Annotated in this window: 16 protein-coding genes, 1 pseudogene and 1 riboswitch; of the genes and pseudogenes, 14 read left to right on the forward strand and 3 right to left on the reverse strand. The window is 70.4% G+C overall.

Annotated features, from left to right (window positions below):
- The first annotated feature begins 49 nt into the window (after positions 1–49).
- A riboswitch (cobalamin riboswitch) is annotated at positions 50–184 on the forward strand.
- 45 nt (positions 185–229) lie between these two features.
- The 4 genes and pseudogenes from BLU82_RS20580 (at position 230) to cobA (ending at position 5,242) form a co-directional block, all read left to right on the forward strand.
- Positions 230–2,257 (forward strand): magnesium chelatase subunit D family protein, encoded by a 2,028-nt coding sequence (locus BLU82_RS20580; RefSeq protein WP_092626080.1) that lies wholly within the window; start codon positions 230–232, stop codon positions 2,255–2,257.
- Entirely contained in the window at positions 2,257–2,871 is a 615-nt protein-coding gene (cobO, locus tag BLU82_RS20585; RefSeq protein ID WP_092622954.1) for a cob(I)yrinic acid a,c-diamide adenosyltransferase, read from the forward strand. Before BLU82_RS20580 ends, cobO begins: the two co-directional genes overlap by 1 nt.
- Positions 2,865–4,214 (forward strand): annotated as a pseudogene (locus tag BLU82_RS20590) (cobyrinate a,c-diamide synthase); the annotation flags it as partial. The gene cobO and the pseudogene BLU82_RS20590, both read left to right, overlap by 7 nt.
- Before the next feature lie 50 nt (positions 4,215–4,264).
- Positions 4,265–5,242, forward strand: a complete 978-nt coding sequence (gene cobA, locus BLU82_RS20595; protein WP_092622956.1) for a uroporphyrinogen-III C-methyltransferase — start codon at positions 4,265–4,267, stop codon at positions 5,240–5,242.
- A 3-nt stretch (positions 5,243–5,245) separates the two neighbouring features.
- On the opposite strand, the gene BLU82_RS20600 is transcribed toward cobA, so the two are convergent.
- A complete protein-coding gene (locus BLU82_RS20600) occupies positions 5,246–5,992 on the reverse strand; it encodes a cobalt-precorrin-6A reductase (protein ID WP_092626082.1) in 747 nt (248 codons plus the stop codon).
- Between the two features lie 174 nt (positions 5,993–6,166).
- Here BLU82_RS20600 and BLU82_RS20605 point away from each other — a divergent pair, with 174 nt between their 5' ends.
- Entirely contained in the window at positions 6,167–7,396 is a 1,230-nt protein-coding gene (locus BLU82_RS20605; RefSeq protein WP_092622249.1) for an IS256 family transposase, read from the forward strand.
- Positions 7,397–7,963: 567 nt separating this feature from the next.
- Here BLU82_RS20605 and BLU82_RS20610 read toward each other — a convergent pair.
- Both BLU82_RS20610 and BLU82_RS20615 read right to left on the reverse strand, forming a co-directional pair.
- Positions 7,964–8,743 carry an IclR family transcriptional regulator gene (locus tag BLU82_RS20610; RefSeq protein ID WP_157741155.1) on the reverse strand — a complete coding sequence of 260 codons (780 nt, stop codon included), beginning with the start codon at positions 8,741–8,743 and terminating at the stop codon, positions 7,964–7,966.
- Between the two features lie 120 nt (positions 8,744–8,863).
- Positions 8,864–11,128, reverse strand: a complete 2,265-nt coding sequence (locus BLU82_RS20615; protein WP_092622958.1) for a BNR-4 repeat-containing protein — start codon at positions 11,126–11,128, stop codon at positions 8,864–8,866.
- Positions 11,129–11,320: 192 nt separating this feature from the next.
- Here BLU82_RS20615 and BLU82_RS20620 point away from each other — a divergent pair, with 192 nt between their 5' ends.
- The 9 genes from BLU82_RS20620 to BLU82_RS20660 all read left to right on the forward strand — a co-directional run bounded on the left by BLU82_RS20620 (position 11,321) and on the right by BLU82_RS20660 (position 19,722).
- Positions 11,321–12,631 carry a sugar ABC transporter substrate-binding protein gene (locus BLU82_RS20620; protein WP_092622959.1) on the forward strand — a complete coding sequence of 437 codons (1,311 nt, stop codon included), beginning with the start codon at positions 11,321–11,323 and terminating at the stop codon, positions 12,629–12,631.
- Positions 12,628–13,584, forward strand: coding sequence for a carbohydrate ABC transporter permease (locus tag BLU82_RS20625; RefSeq protein ID WP_092622960.1), 957 nt, complete (start codon positions 12,628–12,630; stop codon positions 13,582–13,584). Before BLU82_RS20620 ends, BLU82_RS20625 begins: the two co-directional genes overlap by 4 nt.
- The gene (locus BLU82_RS20630; protein ID WP_092622961.1) at positions 13,581–14,444 is read left to right on the forward strand and encodes a carbohydrate ABC transporter permease; all 864 of its coding nucleotides are present in this window, start codon (positions 13,581–13,583) and stop codon (positions 14,442–14,444) included. Before BLU82_RS20625 ends, BLU82_RS20630 begins: the two co-directional genes overlap by 4 nt.
- Positions 14,445–14,449: 5 nt before the next feature.
- A complete protein-coding gene (locus tag BLU82_RS20635; RefSeq protein WP_092626084.1) occupies positions 14,450–15,547 on the forward strand; it encodes an ABC transporter ATP-binding protein in 1,098 nt (365 codons plus the stop codon).
- A 61-nt stretch (positions 15,548–15,608) separates the two neighbouring features.
- Complete coding sequence (locus BLU82_RS20640; protein WP_092622962.1) at positions 15,609–16,361, forward strand: SDR family NAD(P)-dependent oxidoreductase; 753 nt, start codon at positions 15,609–15,611, stop codon at positions 16,359–16,361.
- A 4-nt stretch (positions 16,362–16,365) separates the two neighbouring features.
- Positions 16,366–17,511 carry a mandelate racemase/muconate lactonizing enzyme family protein gene (locus tag BLU82_RS20645; protein WP_092622963.1) on the forward strand — a complete coding sequence of 382 codons (1,146 nt, stop codon included), beginning with the start codon at positions 16,366–16,368 and terminating at the stop codon, positions 17,509–17,511.
- 2 nt (positions 17,512–17,513) lie between these two features.
- Positions 17,514–18,467: a 2-dehydropantoate 2-reductase gene (locus tag BLU82_RS20650; protein ID WP_092622964.1), complete on the forward strand. Its 954-nt coding sequence runs from the start codon at positions 17,514–17,516 to the stop codon at positions 18,465–18,467.
- The gene (locus BLU82_RS20655; protein ID WP_092622965.1) at positions 18,464–18,916 is read left to right on the forward strand and encodes a heme-binding protein; all 453 of its coding nucleotides are present in this window, start codon (positions 18,464–18,466) and stop codon (positions 18,914–18,916) included. Before BLU82_RS20650 ends, BLU82_RS20655 begins: the two co-directional genes overlap by 4 nt.
- Before the next feature lie 44 nt (positions 18,917–18,960).
- Positions 18,961–19,722, forward strand: a complete 762-nt coding sequence (locus tag BLU82_RS20660) for an SDR family NAD(P)-dependent oxidoreductase (protein WP_092622966.1) — start codon at positions 18,961–18,963, stop codon at positions 19,720–19,722.
- Positions 19,723–19,731 lie beyond the last annotated feature (9 nt).

Consider the following 19,731-nt stretch of genomic DNA (forward strand, 5'->3'; position numbering starts at 1 on the left):
GTCGAGACGATATCCGGCGCATCGACCCAAGACGATGGGCGCTATTGTGAGCCGCACACAGACTCGAGGTGCCCCTCGTGGGGAGAATCGGGAAGCCGGTGAGAATCCGGCACAGGGCCCGCTGCGGTGACCCGGGGAACGCACCCGGGAAGTCCGAAGACCGGCCTCGAGTCTGACCGGCGGACGCGACCGTGTCCGCCACCGTTGGCAGACCGAGCGGGAGCCCCAGATGCCACAGCACTATCCGTTCAGCGCCGTCGTCGGCTCCGACGACATGGCGTTGGCCCTCATTCTCTCGGCGATCTCGCCGTCCATCGGCGGCGTGCTCGTCCGCGGCGAGAAGGGCACGGCCAAGTCCACCATGGTGCGCGCGCTCGCCTCGGTGCTGCCGCCCATCGACGTCATCAGCGGCGACCGGTTCTCGACCGATCCGCGCGAGTCGAACCCGCTGTCGCCCGACGGCCCGTTCGAGGCCGGGGCCGACGTCGAGACCCGCCCGGTGCGCCTGGTCGAACTGCCCGTCGGCGCCACCGAGGACCGCGTGCTGGGCTCGCTGCACCTGGAGAAGGCGCTCACCGACGGCGTCACCGAGTACGAACCGGGGCTGCTCGCCCGCGCCCACCGCGGGGTCCTCTACGTCGACGAGGTCAACCTGCTGCACGACCACCTGGTCGACCTGCTGCTCGACGCCGCGGCGATGGGACGCTCGACGGTGGAGCGCGACGGCGTCTCGGTCGAGCACGCCGCGCGGTTCGTCCTCATCGGCACGATGAACCCCGAAGAGGGTGAGCTGCGGCCGCAGCTGCTCGACCGCTTCGGGTTGACGGTCGAGGTCGCCGCCCCGCGTGACCCGGCCACCCGCGTCGAGGTCGTGCGCCGGCGCCTGGCGTTCGAGGCCGACCCCGACGCCTTCGCCGCGCGGCACGCCGACGACGAGGCGCGGCTGACCGATCGCATCCAGGCCGCGCAGAAGCTCGCCGGCCAGGTCGAGCTCAGCGAGTGGGCGCTGCTCAAGGTCGCCGAGATCTGCGCCGCGTTCGAGGTCGACGGCATGCGCGCCGACATCGTCGCGGCGCGCGCCGCCGCCGCCCACGCGGCGTGGCACGGCCGCACCGGCGTGCTGCGCGAGGACATCCGGGCCGCTGCCCGGCTCGCCCTGCCGCACCGGCGGCGCCGCAACCCGTTCGACGCCCCCGGCATCGACGAGGACCTCCTCGACCAACTCCTGGGTGACGACGCACCGCCCCAGCCGCCGGATCCCGAGCCGGCACCGGACGACGACGACCGGACATCGCAGGACCACGACCCGGCCGGGCCGACCGGGCAGAGCTCCGGCCCCGGCGAGCCGGACGCCACCGACGGCGGCGGTCCGCCGGGCCCGTCCGGCCGGCAGGCCCACGGCGACCACGACCCCGAGCCGCGGGCCGGCGGATCATCGGAGGTCACGGTCGCCGCACCGCAGCAGCCGTACCGACCCAAGCTGTTCACCGTCGCCGGCATCGGCGCGGGCGAGTCGGGCCGGCGGTCGCGGGCCATCACCGAGGCCGGCCGCCGTGTCGGCGCTGAGCGCCGCACCGGCCGGGGCGGATCGATCCACCTCCTGGAGACCATCCGGGCCGCTGCGCCGCACCAGCGGGCCCGCGGCCACCACGGCCCGGGCCTCGCGTTCCGCTCGGGCGACCTGCGGCTCGCGGTCAGGGAGGGCCGCGAATCCAACCTGATCCTGTTCTGCGTCGACGCGTCGGGCTCGATGGCCGCGCGCAAGCGCATGGAGCAGGTCAAGACCGCGATCCTGTCCCTGCTGATGGACGCCTACCAGCGGCGCGACAAGGTCGGGCTGATCACGTTCCGCCAGGACGGCGCCGAGCTCGCGCTCCCGCCGACCGGCTCGGTCGACATCGCCGCCACGCGGCTCGCCGAGCTGCCCGCCGGCGGCCGCACGCCGCTGGCCGAAGGGCTGCTGCGAGCCGCGGACATCCTGCGGCGCGAACGCGTACGCGATCCCCGCCGGCGCCCGCTGCTGGTCGTCGTCACCGACGGACGTGCGACACACGGGCCGGACGCGCTCGGCCGGGCGCACCAGGTCGCCGCGCACCTCGCGGACACCGGCGTCGCATGCCTGGTCGTCGACTGCGAGACCGGGAGGTTCCGCCTGGACCTGGCCCACGAGCTCGCCACCCACCTGATGGCCGAGTACGTCGCGCTGGGTGACGTCAGCGCCGCGGACCTCACCGACATCGTGAGGAGGGCTGCCTGATGCCCCAGGGCCAGCCGCTCACCGCCCCCGACGACGGCCTCACCACCAGGCAGCGCCGCAACCGGCCGCTCGTCATGGTCCACACCGGCAACGGGAAGGGCAAGTCCACGGCCGCCTTCGGCCTCGCGATGCGCGCGTGGAACCAGGGCTGGAACATCGGCGTCTTCCAGTTCGTCAAGTCGGCCAAGTGGCGCATCGGCGAGCAGACCGTGCTCGAGCGCCTCGGCGAACTGCACACCGAGACCGGCGCCGGCGGGCCGGTCGAATGGCACAAGATGGGCTCGGGCTGGTCCTGGTCGCGCAAGAAGGGAACCGACGAGGACCACGCCGCCGACGCCGCCGAAGGATGGGCCGAGGTCAAGCGCCGCCTCGCCGCCGAGACCCACGACCTCTACGTCCTCGACGAGTTCACCTATCCGATGACCTGGGGCTGGGTCGACGTCGACGACGTCGTCGAGACGCTGGCCGGTCGTCCCGGCCGCCAGTACGTCGTCGTCACCGGGCGCAAGGCCGACCCGCGGCTGATCGACATCGCCGACCTCGTCACCGAGATGCAGCACGTCAAGCACCCGTTCGACAACGGCCAGAAGGGGCAGCGAGGCATCGAATGGTGACGCTGCCGCGGCTCATCGTGGCGGCGCCCGCGTCCGGCCACGGCAAGACCACGATCGCCACCGGCCTGATGGCCGCGCTGTCCCGGGCCGGCCACCGCGTCTCGGGCCACAAGGTCGGGCCCGACTACATCGACCCCGGCTACCACGCCCTCGCGACCGGCAGACCCGGCCGCAACCTCGACCCGCACCTCGTGGGCGAGGACCGCCTCGTCTCGCTGCTGCTGCACGGAGCCCGCGGCGCCGGCCTCGCGATCGTCGAAGGGGTCATGGGCCTGTACGACGGGCAGCTCGGCGGCGAAGGCTTCGCGTCGACGGCGCACGTCGCCACGCTCACGCGCACGCCCGTCGTCCTGGTGGTCGACATCTCGCACGCCGCGCGATCGATCGCCGCCGTCGTGCACGGCATGGTCGCCTTCGACCCGGCCGTCCGCATCGTCGGCGTCATCCTCAACAAGGCCGGATCGCCGCGGCACGCCGCTGAGGTGGTCGGCGCACTGGAGACGACCGGCCTGCCGGTACTCGGCGTGCTGCAGCGTGACGACGGCGTCGTGGCGCCCTCACGTCACCTCGGCCTCGTGCCCGCCGCCGAGCGCGACGACGCGGCCCGAGCCCTCGACCGGCTGGCCGGGCAGATCGCCGCGAGAGTCGACCTTCCGCTGCTGCTCGAGCTGGCCCGCTCGGCACCCGATCTCGACGGCGCGCCGTGGGATCCGGCGGCGGAGATCTCCGCCGCGTCCGCCCGGCGGCCCGTCGTGGCCATGGCGGGCGGGCGAGCGTTCACCTTCCGCTACGCCGAGACCGAGGAACTGCTCCGCGCCGCCGGCTGCGACGTCGTGACGTTCGACCCGCTGACCGACGACCGCCTGCCCGACGGCACGGCCGGGCTCTATCTCGGCGGCGGGTTCCCCGAGGTGCACGCGGCGGACCTCGCCGCCAACGAGCCGCTGCGTGCCGCCCTGCGATCCGCCGTCGAGTCGGGCGTGCCGACGGTCGCCGAGTGCGCCGGACTGCTCTATCTGTGCCGGTCGATCGACGGCCGGCCGATGGTCGGGGTCCTCGACGCCGAGGCGGCCATGACGCCGGGACTCACGCTGTCCTACCGGACCGCGGTCGTCCCCGCCGAGCAGCTCACCGGTGTCGCGGGCACCCGGGTCACCGGGCACGAGTTCCACCGCACCACCGTCGCACCGGCGTCCGCGGAGCCCGCCTGGCTGATCGACGGTGCACCGCACGGGTTCGGCTCTGCCACGCTGCACGCGTCGTATCTCCACACGCACTGGGCCGGCCACCCACGGGTGGCGCAGCGCTTCGCCGACGCCGTCCACGCCCACGTGCCCGAACCGGCCGCTGCGAAGGACGACGTGGTCCTGGCGACCTCGCGGAACGAGCGCCCGTGGACCTGACGCCTGGGACCCGCGCTCTCGTCATCGGCGGCGACGTCCGCGCGGCCGGCCAGGTCGCCCGGCTGCTCGCCGACGGCGCCGAGGTCACCGTGATCGCGCCGTCGGTCACCCCCGCGATCGAGGACCTCGCCGGGCGCGGACTGATCCGCTGGCAGGCCCGCGACCTGGACGGCGGCGACCTGGCGGGAGCGAGCGTCCTCCTGAGCGAACCCATCGGCACGACGCCGGATCCCGGCGTCCCCCGCGCCGGATCGGTGACCCTGGTGGGTGGCGGTCCCGGCGACCCGGGGCTGCTGACCGTGGCCGGTCGGGAGGCGATCGAGGCCGCCGACGTCATCGTCGCCGACCGCCTGGCCCCGCTGGCCGCCCTTACCTGGGCACGACCCGGCACGGAGATCGTCGACGTCGCCAAGATCCCGGGCGGCCGCTCGACGAGCCAGGAACGCATCAACGAACTCCTGGTCGAGCGGGCGAGGTCCGGCCGCCATGTCGTGCGGCTCAAGGGCGGCGACAACCACGTGTTCGGCCGCGGCGGCGAGGAACTGCTCGCCTGCCTCCGGGCCGGCGTCGAGGCGCGGGTGGTCCCCGGCGTCACCTCCGCGACCGCGGTACCGGCGCTCGCCGGCATCCCGGTGACCCACCGCGGCCTGGCGCAGGGCTTCACCGTCATCTCGGGTCACGTGCCGCCCGGACACCCCGACTCGACGATCGACTACGCCGCGCTCGCCACAGCCGGCACGACGATCGTGGTGCTCATGGGCGTCCGCACGTTGAGCGCGATCTGTGCCGCCCTCGCAGACGGCGGGCTCGCTACGGACACGCCCGCGGCCGTCGTCGCCGATGGCGCCATGCCCAGTCAGCGGGTCGTGCGCGCCACGCTCGCCACGATCGACGAGGCCGCCGCCGGCATCTCGCCGCCCGCCGTGGCGGTCATCGGCGGGGTCGCGGACGTCCCCGGTCTCGCCTGAGCCTCAGCGCGACGTTCGAGCGACGACCCACGCGGCCGCGGCCTCCGGGTCGTGGACGACGTCCAGCGCGGGAGGCGCGGCGGCCCTCCGCACGATCACGACCGGGATGCCACGCTCGCGGGCGACCTGCATCTTGGCCCACGTGTAGGACCCGCCCGAGTCCTTCGTCACCAGCACGTCCACATCGGCCATCACCGCACGCTCCGCGTCGAGCGGATACGGGCCCCGGCTCAGCAGCACGGTCCAGACGTCCGGCACCTCGATGTCAGGTGCGTCGACGACCCTGACCAGCGCGGCGAGACTCCCCAGGGGCCCGATGAACCGGCCGAGCGTCTGCCGCCCCACCGTCAGGAAGGGCCGCCGGCCGAGCCGAGCGGCCAACCCGGCCGCCTCGTCGTGGTCGTCGACCCAGTGCCACGTCGCGGCACCGGGAGCCCCGGACCAGCCCGGTCGCTCCAGCCGCAGCAGGGGCACCGCCTCGGCCGAGCACGCCGCCAGCGCGTTGGCGCTCATGCCCGTCGCGAACGGGTGGGTCGCGTCCACGACCGCCGAGATGCGCGACTCCCCGAGGTACGCGCGCAGCCCCGGCACTCCGCCGAACCCGCCGATCCGGACCGCTCCGACCGGCAGCCGCGGCCGGGCCACACGACCGGCCAACGACGAGACGAATCCGACACCGTGGTCGCGCAGCAAGACGGCCAACTCGCGTGCCTCGGCCGTGCCTCCGAGAACCAGGACCGTCGTGCGCATGAAGCGCATCTTCCACCATCCGCGATGCCACCCGTGCAGGTGGGTGACGTCCCTTGGCGTGGTGGAGTTCCCGGCCCGCTTGAGCGTCGTCGTGTCGACGGTGGCGTAGGGCGGCCATCGTGCGACGGTCAGTGAGACCTGACTAGGGATCTCACGAGAGGACACGAACGCACGATGGCCTTGGACCATGCTGCCCTACTTGAGGTGCTCGAGGCGATGCGGGCCGCTGACGTGGACGATCGGGTTCGCACCGCGGCGCAGGCGATGTATCAGGCGTTGATCGAGGCCGAGGCGACGGCGGTGATCGGCGCCGGTCCGTGGGAACGCAGCGCGGATCGGACCGCGCACCGCAACGGCTCGCGACCGCGGACCCTGTCGACCACGGCCGGGGATCTGGAGTTGCGCATTCCCAAGTTGCGCACCGGGTCGTTCTTCCCCTCCCTGTTGGAGCGGCGCCGCCGAGTCGACCAGGCGTTGTTCGCCGTGATCATGGAGGCCTACCTGCACGGGGTGTCGACCCGCAAGGTCGACGACCTGGTCAAGGCGCTGGGCGCGGACAGCGGGATCTCCAAGTCGGAGGTGTCGCGGATCTGCGCCGACCTCGACGCCGAGGTCTCCAGCTTCCGGGACCGGTCGCTGGCCGATCAGGCCTATCCGTACGTGTTCCTCGACGCCACCTACTGCAAGGCTCGGGTGAACCGCCGCGTGGTGTCCCAGGCGGTGGTCATCGCCACCGGCGTCACCGCCGACGGGCGCCGCGAGGTGCTCGGATTCGACGTCGGTGACAGCGAGGACGGCGCGTTCTGGACCGCGTTCCTGCGCTCGTTGAAGGCCCGCGGGCTGGGCGGTGTCCAGCTGGTCATCTCCGACGCCCACACCGGCCTCAAGCACGCCATCGCCTCGGTCCTGCTCGGGGCGGCCTGGCAGCGCTGCCGGGTGCACTTCCTACGCAACGTGCTCGCCCAGGTCCCCAAGGGCAACGCCGAGATGGTGGCCGCGGCGATCCGCACGATCTTCGCCCAGCCCGACGCCGAGCACGTGCACGAGCAGTTCGACGTCATCGCCACCATGCTCGGCCGGCAACTACCCAAGGTCGAACAGATGCTGCGCGACGCCAGTAACGATCTCCTCGCGTTCACCGCGTTCCCGATCAGTCACTGGAAGAAGATCTGGTCCACCAACCCGCTGGAACGGCTGAACAAGGAGGTCAAACGCCGCACCGACGTCGTCGGAGTGTTCCCCAACCCCGCCGCCCTGCTCCGCCTGGCCGGCGCTGTCCTGGTGGAGGCCCACGATGAATGGCAGGTCGCCGCCGAACGCCGCTACCTCTCCGAAGCCTCCATGGCGCTACTCACCACACCCACCACCAAGGAGGTGGCCAAACCCGAACTCATGACGGCATGATCTAACCCACTGACCCCGCACAGTGGTCGAAGAACTCCACCTCTCAGCGGGACGTCACCTGCAGGTGGTCGCGGAATCAGCCTGTTGTGCCGGAGAATCGTCGCCAGGTCCAGGTCCCGTCCTGGTCGAGATCGGCGGTAGCCGCATTGCTTGACGTTTGATCGCGCCGTAGGTGCCGATCTCACGGCCCACGCGGAAGCCGCGCGGTCCACGGCCTTCACCGCGTGGGTCGTGGAGCGGTCGCTCACCTTCGGACGAGCGGCGGGCTGCCATGCAGCTGCACCAGACGCACCGAGCGGCCATGTCGCCGGTCCTCGATGAGGATCCGACATGACCGCTGACCTGCGAATCGGGTGGAGCACCCGGTCACCCGACTGGACATGGACGCGACACAGTGGTGTTCAACGCCGCGGCCCGCCAAGCGAAGGGGCGTCACCTCCGGGCGACCCCACGGCGCCCATCAGTACGCTGCAGCGCTACTACACCGACGACTGAGCCGGCGTTAGGTCGGATGACGCTCAGTACTGGCCTCGAGCCACACCGCCGCCCGCGCTGGGCGCCGCGCCGCTACTCACGGTAGCCGAGCGCGGCCGAGAGCGCCTGGGCCTGCTCGTTCAGAGCCTGCAGCATGTCTGCCTTGGTGGATGCACCGATTCGGATGCTCGGCACCGAGCAGCTCATCGCGGCGGTCACCTGGCCGTCGTGCCCGAATACCGGGACGGCGACGCAGAACACCCCCGGCGTGTACTCACCGTCATCGGTGGCATAGCCGCTGGCTCGCACCTCCTTCAGCACCTCCATCAGAGTCGGCTGGTCGGCCACCGTGTTCTCGGTGAACTTCTCTAGCACCACCCCGGTCAGGAGCTCTTCCAGCTTGGCTGGATCCTGGTACGCCAGCAGGACCTTACCGAGGCCGGTCGTGTGCGCGGGCAGCCGGCTGCCCACCTTCGAGACCAGCTGCAGGACCTGGTCGGCCTCGACTTTGGCGATGTAGACGTTCTCCAGCCCGTCGAGAATCGACAGTTGAACGGTCTCGTTGAGCGCGTCCCGGACCGCCTCCAGGTACGGCTGGGCCACCCGCGACAGATCGGCACCGTGCATGAAGGCCTGACCGGCCTCCCAGTACCGGACGCCGAGCCGATACAGCCGGGTCGCCGGATCGAACACGAGGTGGCCCCTGCTGGTCATCACCCTGAGCAGGCCGTGCAGGCTGCTCTTCGGCACGTCGAGGGCCTCCCGGATCTCCGGGAAGGTCATGCCTTGCGGTTGCTCGGTCAGGAGCTCGACCAGCAGCATGACCCGCAACGCGGACTTGATCGTCGGCGTTGCGTCGTCGCCCGACGTCACGGTTGCCCCCACAGCGCTGTCGCCACGAGTTCACTATACAGAACCATCATCTATGGACATGACCTCCCGTGGGGTGGAGCGCGGCCACGAGCCACGCCCACCCATCGGCCGTCGATCACTTCATTGCACGGTGTGTTCAGGCAGCGTGCATCGCGAGCCTGGACTCACCCGGAGCGCGCCGAGATAGAGCGATCCACAAGGAACCCGGGTCGGATCGGAGAACCGCTCCTCATGCAGGACGGCGCCCCCAGCCCCTGTGATCACCAGGTTGTCGTAGCGCGCCAGGTCGCCGTCGGTCGAACCATGCCGGACGCCGACTGTCCCGCTCGCGTGGGTTCCGTCGGTGAGCTGATCGATCTGCGCCCCGTCGATCCAGGTGGTGATCTGGTCGCCGATGGCGCTGATCCGCAGATGATGAGTACTGCCGACGGTCACGCCGGCCGGCAGCGGAATCGGGTCCAGCCGCCGGATGGTGCCGCCGGAGAAGATCAGCCGGAGTAGCTGGCCACCGTCGCGGTCGGGCTGGATGGCCCACCAGTAGAAGTCTCCGTTGTCGAAGACGCTCGGCAGGTCCGAGGCCCGGAAGACCACCCCGGCCGACCAGGTCTCGATCCGGACATCGACATCGATCGTGTAGTCCGACCAACCACCCCCGATCGTGCCACTGACCTCGACCGGCCCGCTGTGCCCGGTCCCGTTGACCGCCTGCACACGGTAGGTGTACTCGGTGCCCGGAACCGCGGTCGCATCGACGTATCCGCGCCGCATGGTGCCCCGGCTGTAGTCCGCGTCCAGCACGGTGAAGCCTGGCTCGCCGGCCGCCCTGCGGGCGATCCGGAACGCCTCCGCGCCATGAGCACCGTCGATCACCAACTCGATTCCCTGCCCCCGCGCGGGCTGCAGGGACAGCACCGGAGCCGCCGGCGCCGCGGACGGCTGCAGGGTGAACTCCTCGGCATAGAAGTCGAGCTCACCGTCGGCCTGCACCCGGGACACCATCATCGAGATGACTCCGTCGCGCTGCCAGCGCACGCGGTCGAACTTCGGCCCCTGATCGAGCAGGCCGGCGGATCCCTCGGTCAGCCGGCGGACCGTCCACGACGACCAGCCGGATGCGCCGTCAGCGGTCGCCTCGTACAGCGCGCCACTGACGATCGCGTAGAAGTGCAGGACGTTCTGCTCGTCGACGAAGGCGTCGCCGCGCCGGATCGGCTCGCCATGAGTCAGTGTGGCGATCTTCGGCAGATCGACTCCGGTGTCGTCGATGTAGTCCTGCTGCCACTGCCCGCTCCCGTCCCGCCAGAAGTGCACGTAGTGCAGGTCCTTGGTGGCGTCCGTGGCCGGCACCACGGTCGAGACATAGGTGATGATGTGCGGCTCGTTCGCCGCGTCCAGCGTCATGACTCCCTGGTTCATCAGGAAGGACCAGACCGGGATGTCGACGACGACGGTGTCGTCGGCGAGCGCGATCGGGTCGCCCGCCGCGGTGTCCGCGACCTGCTGACCGTCGTTGTCGAACCAGGTCACGCCGTTGTCGTCGCTGTAGGCGTAGTGAACGCCGTGATTGGACGGCCAGGCCGGAGTCTCCCGCCAGATCCAGGAGACGTGCATCCGGCCGGCGTCGTCGAACAGCACGCCGTGTAGGTACGCGTTGCGGTCGGCGGAGTTCTCCCAGTCCGGGTATACCCCGTTCGGTGAGAACAGGGCGCCGTCGCGGCTCCAGGTACTCGCCGCCGCGTCGTAGCGGTGAATGTACGTCGTGCCGTTGCCCGACGAGCCGTGCCGGTAGATCAGCATCAGGTTCCCATGCGGGTCATTGACGAACCGTGGATAGGTGACGGCCTGCTCCAGCGGCCCGCCGTCGACCAGCGGCCCCTGGGCGTTGAAGTGTGCCGTGGTGATGGTCGCCGGCGGGGTGGTCAGCAAGCCGGCCACTGATGACCGGTAGTGCAGCGGCTGTCCGTGGTGGTCGTAGGCCAGGTGCAGGCGGCCGTCGGCGGCGCTGATACCGAGCACCGAGTTGTTGTGCGTGTCATCCGGCCTGGAGAGCTTCTCAGGGAAGGTGACCAGCTGGACGTCGTCGGTCTGCAGGTTCCGCCGGGAGAGGGTCAGCCGCAGGTCGTCGGCGTAGAACAGGGCGTATTGATAGTCGCCGTAGGTGATCACCTTGGACTGGTCGGGCGCGTAGTTGTTCCAGTCGTGGGTCGACTCGGCGACCAGCGTCGACGACGCCGGGGCCAGCCAGTCGACGCTCGCCGCGGCCGCGCGCGGTTGCGCCCGCGGCCGATCGTCGGGTGGTGGACCGGCGGCAGCCATGCTCCCGGCGGCGAGGGCGGACGCGGTCGCGAGAACGAGGAGAACCAGGCGTGGGGCAGGGACCATCATGGCAACCTCCGGTTCACAAATATGAACTTGTGTTCACATAGCGACGCTAGCAGGCGCGCGAATGTGTCAGCAACGGTCACCTTCTGTTTCCGGGGCGCTGTTGACACCCCGAAACCGGCGCCCTAGAGTTCACACCCACGATCAATAGTTCATGAATACGAACCACTCGCCCATGACGGACAGGAGTGAGCCGTGAACAGATCGAGGAATGCGCATCGTGCTCGTCTCTTCGGCGGTGCTGCGCTGGCGACCGTCGCCGTGCTGTCACTCGTCGCGTGCGGACGCTCCGACCAGGCCTCCGGCGACGGCACCCAGATCCGGGTGTGGACGTTCCTCAGCTCGGAAGGCACGTCGCCACGCGAGGTCGTGCTGAACGAGCTCATCAGCGAGTTCGAAGCCGACAACCCAGGCGTCGATGTCGTCATCGAGGCGCAGCCGTTCGAAGAGCTCGAATCCAAGTACATGTCCGCCTCCCAGCGCGGCCAGGCACCGGACGTGATCTGGGCCCGGGACACCTTCCTCTACCTGCTGGAGGACGCCGGCACCCTGCTCGACCTCGACGAACACCTCAGCACCGAGTTCACCGGCGAAGCGCTACCGGACATGTTCGAGGTCTTCACCGAGAAGGCGGTCTTCGACGGTTCCCGGGTGGCGCTGCCGATCTGGCCGACCCCGGCCCAGGTGCTCTTCTATCGTCAGGACGTCCTCGAGGCCGCCGGGTACGACACGCCCCCGCTGCGCTGGGACGAGTTCGGCACGGCGATGACCCAGCTGAGCACGGGCTCCCAGTACGGCCTGGGACTGCCGATGAACGACACCGGAGTCACGCCGTTCCTCATGCTGCTCAACGGCTTCGGCGACGACGTGCTCGACCCCACCACCGGCCGGTTCGACCTGCTCGGTCCGGAGTCGGTCATGGTGGCGCAGACGCTGCGCGAGCTCGCCACCAGCGGGGCCATCCCGTCCGACGTGATCACCTCGACCGGCCAGGACATCCAGGACCAGTTCGCTACCGGGCGCTTCTCCACCGCGATGGCCTTCGGCCCGCGCTTCTCCGCCTATGTCGAGTCGGCGGCCGGGTTCGATCCGGCGACGCTGCGGGTCAGCGCCTGGCCGAGCTTCGACTCCGACGCTCCCAGCGCACTGCTCGGCCCATACTGGAATGTCGGGGTGTCCGCCGACTCGGACAACCCGGCCGAAGCGACGGCGTTCGTGGAGTCGCTGTTCACCACCGAGGCCTCCCTGAAGTGGGCGCAGACCGCGGGACAGGTGCCGGACCGGCGCTCGGTACTGGACGATCCCTTCTTCAGCTCGGAGGAGAGCGGCCCGATCACCGACTTCGTCGAGATCATCGACTCCGAAGGCGCCCGTGTACTCCCGCAGGAGATGGAAGACGTCACCAGGGTCGCCAACGTGCTCAACGTCGCCGTGCAGCGGATCGTCGGTACCGAGGACGACATCAACTCGATCCTGGAGGACGCCAAGTCGGAGCTCGGCTGGTGACGGCCGTCGTCGTCCAGCCGTCCCCGAGCCCGGCCGGCCCGCCGGCCGGCACCGGGCCGGTCACCAGGAAGCGGGCCAGCCGCGCGCCGTATCTTCTGGTCGGCCCCGCGGCGCTGCTGATCATCGCCACCAACCTGATCCCTGGCCTCGCCGCGTTCTACACCAGCCTGCGCGACATGGTGTTCTTCACCGACAACGGCTACGTCGGGTTCGAGAACTACTCCAGCCTGTTCGCCAACTCCGGGACCTGGAAGGCCGTCGGCGTCTCGCTGCAGTTCACCTTCCTGGCGCTGCTGTTCGGCTCGCTGGCTGCGCTGCTCACAGCGCTTGCGGTCAACCGGATGGGCGCCCGAGGCCGGCTGATCATGACCCTGTTCCTGGTCCCGTGGGCGATGAGCCCGCTGGTGGTGGCCATCCTCTGGAAGTGGATCCTGGCCCCGTTCGACGGCGGGCTGCTGGTCGGCATCCTGCGCGTCGTTGGGCTTGGACCGGTCGCGCTGCTGTCGGACGACACCGGGGCGATGGCCAGTCTGGTCGGGGTCGCGGTGTGGCGCACCTTCGCTTTCGGCGCCATCCTGATGCTGGCCGGCCTGGCCCAGATTCCGTCCGACCTGTACCGGGCCGCGTCGGTGGACGGGCACAACCGCTGGGAGCAATTCACCCGCATCACGCTGCCGCTGCTCAAACCGTCGCTGCTGATCGTGTTCGCCACCCTGACCATCAGCTATTTCAACGAGGTCCAGGTGATCATCGGGCTGACCGAGGGCGGGCCGATCGGTCACACGACGACGCTGTCCTACCTGTTGTACGACGTCGGCTTCGAGGAGAGCAACCAGGGTTACGGCAACGCCATCGCGGTGCTGATGTTTGTGGTGAACATGCTGCTCATCCTGGCCTACGTGCGCATCCTCGGCGTCAACCGGCGGCCCCGCCGGATGGGAGCAACGGCATGAGCACCCTGACCGAACAGCCGAACCGCCGCGGACCAGCCGCACGGGTGAGCCGCAGGGCGCTGATCACCATCCTCACCGTGGTGGTGCTGGCGCTCGTCGTCGGCCCGCTGGTGTGGGCGATCTCCACGTCGCTCAAGCTGCCGAACGAGATCCTGTCCGCACCGCCGTCGCTGGTGCCTGACCCGTTCACGTTGACCCACTACAGCAGGCTGAGCCGGGAGGGCGTCACCTGGAACTTCCTCAACAGCCTGATCAACTCCGGGCTCACCGTGCTGCTCGCACTGGCCGGCGGCGCCGCCGCGGGCTACGCGATGTCCCGCTACAAGTTCCGTGGATCCCGCTTCCTGCTCGTCTTCTTCGTCGCGTCGATGACCATCCCGGCCTACTCGCTACTGCTGCCCACCCAGCTGCTCTTCAACGAGGTGGGTCTGCTGGACACCGCCGCCACACTGCCGATCCTCTACGTGGCGCACGTGATCCCGCTGGTGGTGTGGGTGACCAAGACCCAGTTCGACGCGCTGCCGATCGAGCTGGAGCAGGCGGCGACGGTCGACGGATACTCCCGGTGGGAGGCCGCCCGGAAGATCGTCATCCCCGGCGCAAAGCCCGCGCTGATCGCCGGCGGCGCCTACGCCTTCCTGGTGGCCTGGAACGACTACATCACGGCCGCCACCATGACCTCGGCGCCTGAGCTGCGCACCATGCCGGTGGCGCTGGTGTTCTTCCAGGGCTTCCACGGCCGCGAATGGGGGCCGCTGATGGCCGGCGTCGTGCTGGCCACCATCCCGCCGGTCGTCCTGTTCGTCGTCTTCCGGCGCTACCTCATCGGCGGCTTTCTCTCCGGCGCGATCAAAGGATGATGACCATGGCAGACACGACCACGGAGATCCGGCAGCGAGCGGCCGGCATCAGGCTGCGCGGGCTGACGAAGAAGTACGGCGACGTGACGGCGGTCCAAGGACTGGATCTCGCCATCGACGCCGGCCAGTTCGTTACCTTCCTCGGCCCGTCGGGCTGTGGAAAGAGCACGTCGCTGCACATGATCGCCGGCCTGGAGACCGCCACCAGCGGCACCATCACCATCGGCGACCGAGACGTCACCGCCGTTCCGCCGCAGGACCGGGACATCGCGATGGTGTTCCAGAGCTACGCGCTCTACCCGCACTACACCGTGTGGGACAACATCGCCTTCCCGCTCCGGGCCAAGCGGCGGAAGATGCCGAAGGCCGAGGTCGAGGCCCGGGTCCGATACGCCAGCGGCGTCCTCGGGCTGGACGAGCTACTGGACCGCTACCCACGGGAGCTCAGCGGCGGCCAGCGGCAGCGGGTTGCGCTGGGCCGGGCGACGGTCCGCCAGCCGGCCGCGTTCCTGCTCGACGAGCCGCTGTCCAACCTGGACCTGCAGCTCCGGCTCGACACCCGATCCGAGCTGAAGGACCTGCACGAGCGGCTCTCCGCGACCATGGTCTACGTCACTCACGACCAGGCCGAGGCGATGGTGCTCTCGGACACCATCGTGGTGCTGCGCTCGGGCGTCGTTCAGCAGGTCGGCACGCCGCTGGACTGCTACAACAACCCCGCCAACACGTTCGTCGCCCGATTCATCGGCGAGCCGGGGATGAACCTGCTGGACGGCAGGCATAGAGGCCGGGACGGCGCCGCCACGTTCGGCGTCCGCCCGGAGAACCTGACCTTGGCTCAGCCCGGCCAGCCGGGCATCACCGGAACCGTGAAGGCCGTCGAACTGCTCGGGTCGCGTGCGCTGCTGCGCGTCGTCGTCGGGGAGACCACGGTGGTTGCCAGTGTGCCGCCGCTGGTCGAGGCCAAGCCGGGCGACGAGGTGCGGCTGGCCGTCGTGGACCCGTCCTCCGTGCGGCTGTTCGACCCGGAGACCGGGCTGGCCCAGAGCCGGCCGGACCAGCGGGAGGAGGCAGCCGTGGGGATGCTCTACCAGGTCACCTAGCCGGTCCTGCGCTTCGCAGCCGATTCGAACCCTTCCGCCGTACTCAACGAAAGGCACCGACATGCCCGCACGCGTCACCTTGATCACCGGAGCCGCCGGCGACCTCGGCAGCGCCGTCGCCCGGCGGCTCGCCGCCAACGGCGACTCGCTCGTCCTGCTGGATCAGGACACCGATCGGCTCACCGCCCTGGAGAAGGACCTGAGCTCCGCGGGCACCACCGTCATCACCGCCACCACCGACGTCACCGACGAAGCCGCGGTGGCCGCCGTCGTCGAACGCGCCGTCGGTGAGCTGGGCCGGCTCGACGCGCTGTTCAACAACGCGGGCGTCTCCGGCGGTACCTATCCGATCGCGGAGCATCCGGTGGAGGACTTCCGGCGCACCGTCGACATCAATCTCACCGCGATGTTCATCGTGCTGAAGTACACGCTGCCGGTGCTGGCCCGGAACGAGGACGGCTGGGTGGTCAACACCGCGTCCGAGGCCGGCCTCAAGGCCAATGAGCGGCGCGGCGCGTACGCGGCGTCCAAGGCCGGAGTAATCCAGCTGTCCCGGGCCTGCGCCCTGGAGTACAGCTCGCAGGGGGTTCGCGTGAACACGCTGTGTCCGGGGCCGCTGGAGGGCAAGCTCATGCGGGTCTCGGAGTCAGGCATGGACGACCCAGAAGCCTTCCGGCAGAAGCTGGCCGCGGCGTCCGCGGTCGGCCGCTACGGGGACCCCGACGAGGTGGCCGGGTTCGTCACCTACCTGCTGACCGACGCACCGGGCTACCTCACCGGGGCCACTCTCTCCGCCGACGGCTGCCGGCGCTGAGCCCATGACGGTCATCACCCGGCTGCGCACCCGCGGGCTGCGCTACCCGTCCGGCCCGCTGCACCGCGAACGGTGGGGACCACACGAGCAGGCCTGCCAAGTGACCGTGCAGTCCGACGCCGGGCACCTGGGCAGCGTGATCGCGCGGGCGCACTGCGGGATGTCGTACCAGGCCCTGGCCGAGAGCGTGCAGCTCGCGCTCGGACCCGCCGTGCTCGGCCGGCGCGTGGACTCCGTCGACGACATCCAAGGCGTCTGGCAGCGGATGATGCACGCCTACCTCGCCCAGTACGTGCCGATCTTCGCCGTCAGCGCCATCGACGTGGCGTTGTGGGACCTGCTGGGACGCACCCGGGGCACGCCGGTGGCGGCGCTGCTGAACACCGCCGCCACGGCGGCCCACGTGCCCGTCTATGCCAGCCTGCCGCACGCTGACTCCGGCGCCGCGGTAGTGGATACCGCGGAGCAGACGCTGGCCGCCGGGTTCGCCTCGGTCAAGGTGCACGGCACCGCCGACGGCGACCTCGACCGCCAGATCTGCCGGGCGTTACGGGAGAAGTTCGGCGACGGCACGGGGCTGATGTACGACGGCGGCCGCCTGCTGACGCGGGACGGCGCCCGGGACCTGGGCGGGCTGCTCGACGGGCTGGGCTACGCCTGGCTGGAGGAGCCGTTCGGCCCGTTCGACCACGAGTCGTATCGGTGGCTGGCCCGTGAGTGCCCGATCCCGGTGGCCGCGTTCGAGACCGCTCCCGGCGGCCCCGGTGCGACGGCCTGGGCGATCGGCCACCGGCTGGCCACCTACCTGCTCGTGGACTGCTACTGGAAGGGCGGCCTGACCGGCGCCCGGCAGGTCGTCCACAATGCCGCGGCCGCCGGCCAATCGCTGATCATGCACCACGGCGCCAGCTCGACGATGAACGTGGCCAACCTGCATCTGGTGGCCGCCTACCCGGAGCTGGGCCAGGCCGAGTTCCTGGTGCCCTATGGGTTGTACGACGTCGGCAGCACAGTGCTCCCGATCACCCCGGGCGCCGGCGTGCGGGTGCCCACCGGGCCGGGCCTCGGCATCGAACTGGACGAGGGCTTCCTAGACCGGCACGCCATCCCCGGCTCGGCGGAAACCACGAGCGCGACGGTCAGCGGGTAGCCGTGGCCGAGACGACGGACGTAGCGGTGATCGGCGGCGGCGCCATCGGCGGCTACCTGGCGGCCGCCGCCGCGGCGGCGGGACATCGTGTCACGCTCTGCGTGCGCACCCCGATCGAGACCCTTCGCGCCGAGTCCAGCGGACAGACACGCCTCGTTTCGGTCCGGATCGCCACCGACCCGGACCAGGTGGCCGCAGCCAAGCTGATCCTGCTGGCCGCCAAGACGCACCAGACCGGCGGGACGCTGCCCTGGCTGCGCCGGCTGATCGGCCCGGGCAGCACCGTCGTCGCTGTCCAGAACGGCGTGGACGACCGGCCGGTGACGGACGCCGTCCACGCCGCCGCCCCGGCTGGCACTCGCCCTGCTGTGGTTCCCACCACCGTCTATCTGAGCTCCACGCTGTGCTCACCCGGTCATATCGTCTACCGGCCCGGCGGCCTGCTCTACCTGCCCGATGACGACGACGGCCGCCGGGTGGCGTCGCTGCTGACCGGCGCGGACCTCACCGTCGTGAGCACGCCGGAGTTCGAGACCCTGCGGTGGCGGAAGTTCTGCCTCAACGTCGCCGCAGGGGCAGTCACGGCTCTCTTCCGGCAGCCACTCGGGATCGTCCGGCAGTCACCCATCGACCTGTTCGCACACACGCTGGCCGCGGAGGCCGCCGCCGTCGGCGCCCGGCTGGGGCATGACCTCGGCGCCGACCTGCCCGCCGAGATCGTCGCGGACCTCCAGTCCCGGCCGCCCGGCCACGGCACCTCGATGCTCCGGGACCGGCTGGCCGGACGGCCGCTGGAGATCGGCGCGCTCAACCAGACCGTGGTGGACCGCGGCGCCGCGATCGGTGTTCCAACACCGCTGAACCGCACCGTCGTGCAGGCCCTCACCGGTCCCGAAGCCAACGCTGAGCCCACCGCTGTGCTCCAGACCACCACTAAGGGAGACACCAGCCCATGACCGACCTGCTCACTGCCCGCGCCCAACTTACCTCCGCCGCGTGCGACGCCATCCTCGCCGCCGTGCGCGAGGCCGCCGCCCGGCAAGGACTGGCCGTGACCGTCGCCGTCGTCGACGAGTCTGCCGTGCTCCGCGCGTCCCACCGGATGGACGGGACTCCACTGGTCAGCGTGGAGCTGGCGATGAAGAAGGCCAAGACGGCGGCCCGCACCCGGCGGTCGACCGCCGACTGGTGGGCGCTGCTCGCCGGGAACGACGAGCTCCGCTGGGCAGCCACTACTGCCATCGCCGACCTGGCGATCTTCGGTGGCGGCGTGGTGCTGACCGATGACGACGGAACCGTTGTTGGCGGCCTCGGGGTGAGCGGAGCCACCCAGGAGCAGGACACCCAGCTGGCCGACGCCGGGCGAGCCGTCCTCGAGTCCCAGCCACGAGCCGACCCGGCCTGACGGCCGGACAACCAGCCCAACCCTTGCGACGAGCGGAGACACACGTGACGACGAACGCCTACGCTGGCCTGGACCTCACCGGTCAACGAGTCCTGGTGATCGGCGCAGCCTCAGGTATCGGACGCGCTGCGGCGCTGCTGCTTGGGGGCCGGGGAGCCGAGGTGGTCTGCGCCGACCGGAACGGTCCCGGCGCCGCCGAGACCGCTGCCGAGCTGCCCGGCGCTGTGGCCGTCGAGGTCGACGTGACCGACGACCGACAGGTCCACGAACGGCTCGCCACCGTGATGGGTCCCGACCGGCCGCTGCACGCGATGGTCAACTGCGCAGGCATCACCGGCACTACCGCGCTGGTCAGTCACGAGATCGATGTGAAGGACTTCGAGCACGTCTTCGATGTGAATCTGCGTGGCGCGTTCGTCCTCTCGCAGGCGGTGTTGCCGCACATGACCACCAACGGCTACGGGCGGATCCTGCACGTCGCGTCCATCGCCGGCAAAGAGGGGAACGCCGGGATGGTGTCCTACTCAGCGTCCAAGGCCGGATTGATCGGCATGGTCAAGTCGATGGGTAAGGAGTATGCCGAGTCCGGGGTCACGATCAACGCGATCGCCCCTGCGGTGATCCGCACCCAGATGGTCGAGGAGATGCCGGAGAGCCAGGTGGAGTACATGGTGGCCCGGATCCCGATGCGCCGCTGCGGCACGCTGGGCGAGGTCGCCGAGGCGATCGCCTGGGCGGTCTCCCCCGCGGCCAGCTACACGACAGGGTTCGTCTACGACCTCACCGGTGGCCGCGCGGTCTACTAGCCAGCTGGT

The sequence above is a fragment of the Jiangella sp. DSM 45060 genome (assembly GCF_900105175.1).
In the GTDB taxonomy this organism is placed as follows: Bacteria; Actinomycetota; Actinomycetes; order Jiangellales; family Jiangellaceae; genus Jiangella.

Bases quoted from the DNA above. Each gene is read 5' to 3' on its own strand.
- BLU82_RS20580 (WP_092626080.1), top strand. From the start codon at position 230: ATGCCACAGCACTATCCGTTCAGCGCCGTCGTCGGCTCCGACGACATG.
- cobO (WP_092622954.1), top strand. From the start codon at position 2,257: ATGCCCCAGGGCCAGCCGCTCACCGCCCCCGACGACGGCCTCACCACC.
- BLU82_RS20600 (WP_092626082.1), bottom strand. From the start codon at position 5,992: ATGCGCACGACGGTCCTGGTTCTCGGAGGCACGGCCGAGGCACGCGAG.
- BLU82_RS20605 (WP_092622249.1), top strand. From the start codon at position 6,167: ATGGCCTTGGACCATGCTGCCCTACTTGAGGTGCTCGAGGCGATGCGG.
- BLU82_RS20615 (WP_092622958.1), bottom strand. From the start codon at position 11,128: ATGATGGTCCCTGCCCCACGCCTGGTTCTCCTCGTTCTCGCGACCGCG.
- BLU82_RS20630 (WP_092622961.1), top strand. From the start codon at position 13,581: ATGAGCACCCTGACCGAACAGCCGAACCGCCGCGGACCAGCCGCACGG.
- BLU82_RS20635 (WP_092626084.1), top strand. From the start codon at position 14,450: ATGGCAGACACGACCACGGAGATCCGGCAGCGAGCGGCCGGCATCAGG.
- BLU82_RS20640 (WP_092622962.1), top strand. From the start codon at position 15,609: ATGCCCGCACGCGTCACCTTGATCACCGGAGCCGCCGGCGACCTCGGC.
- BLU82_RS20645 (WP_092622963.1), top strand. From the start codon at position 16,366: ATGACGGTCATCACCCGGCTGCGCACCCGCGGGCTGCGCTACCCGTCC.
- BLU82_RS20655 (WP_092622965.1), top strand. From the start codon at position 18,464: ATGACCGACCTGCTCACTGCCCGCGCCCAACTTACCTCCGCCGCGTGC.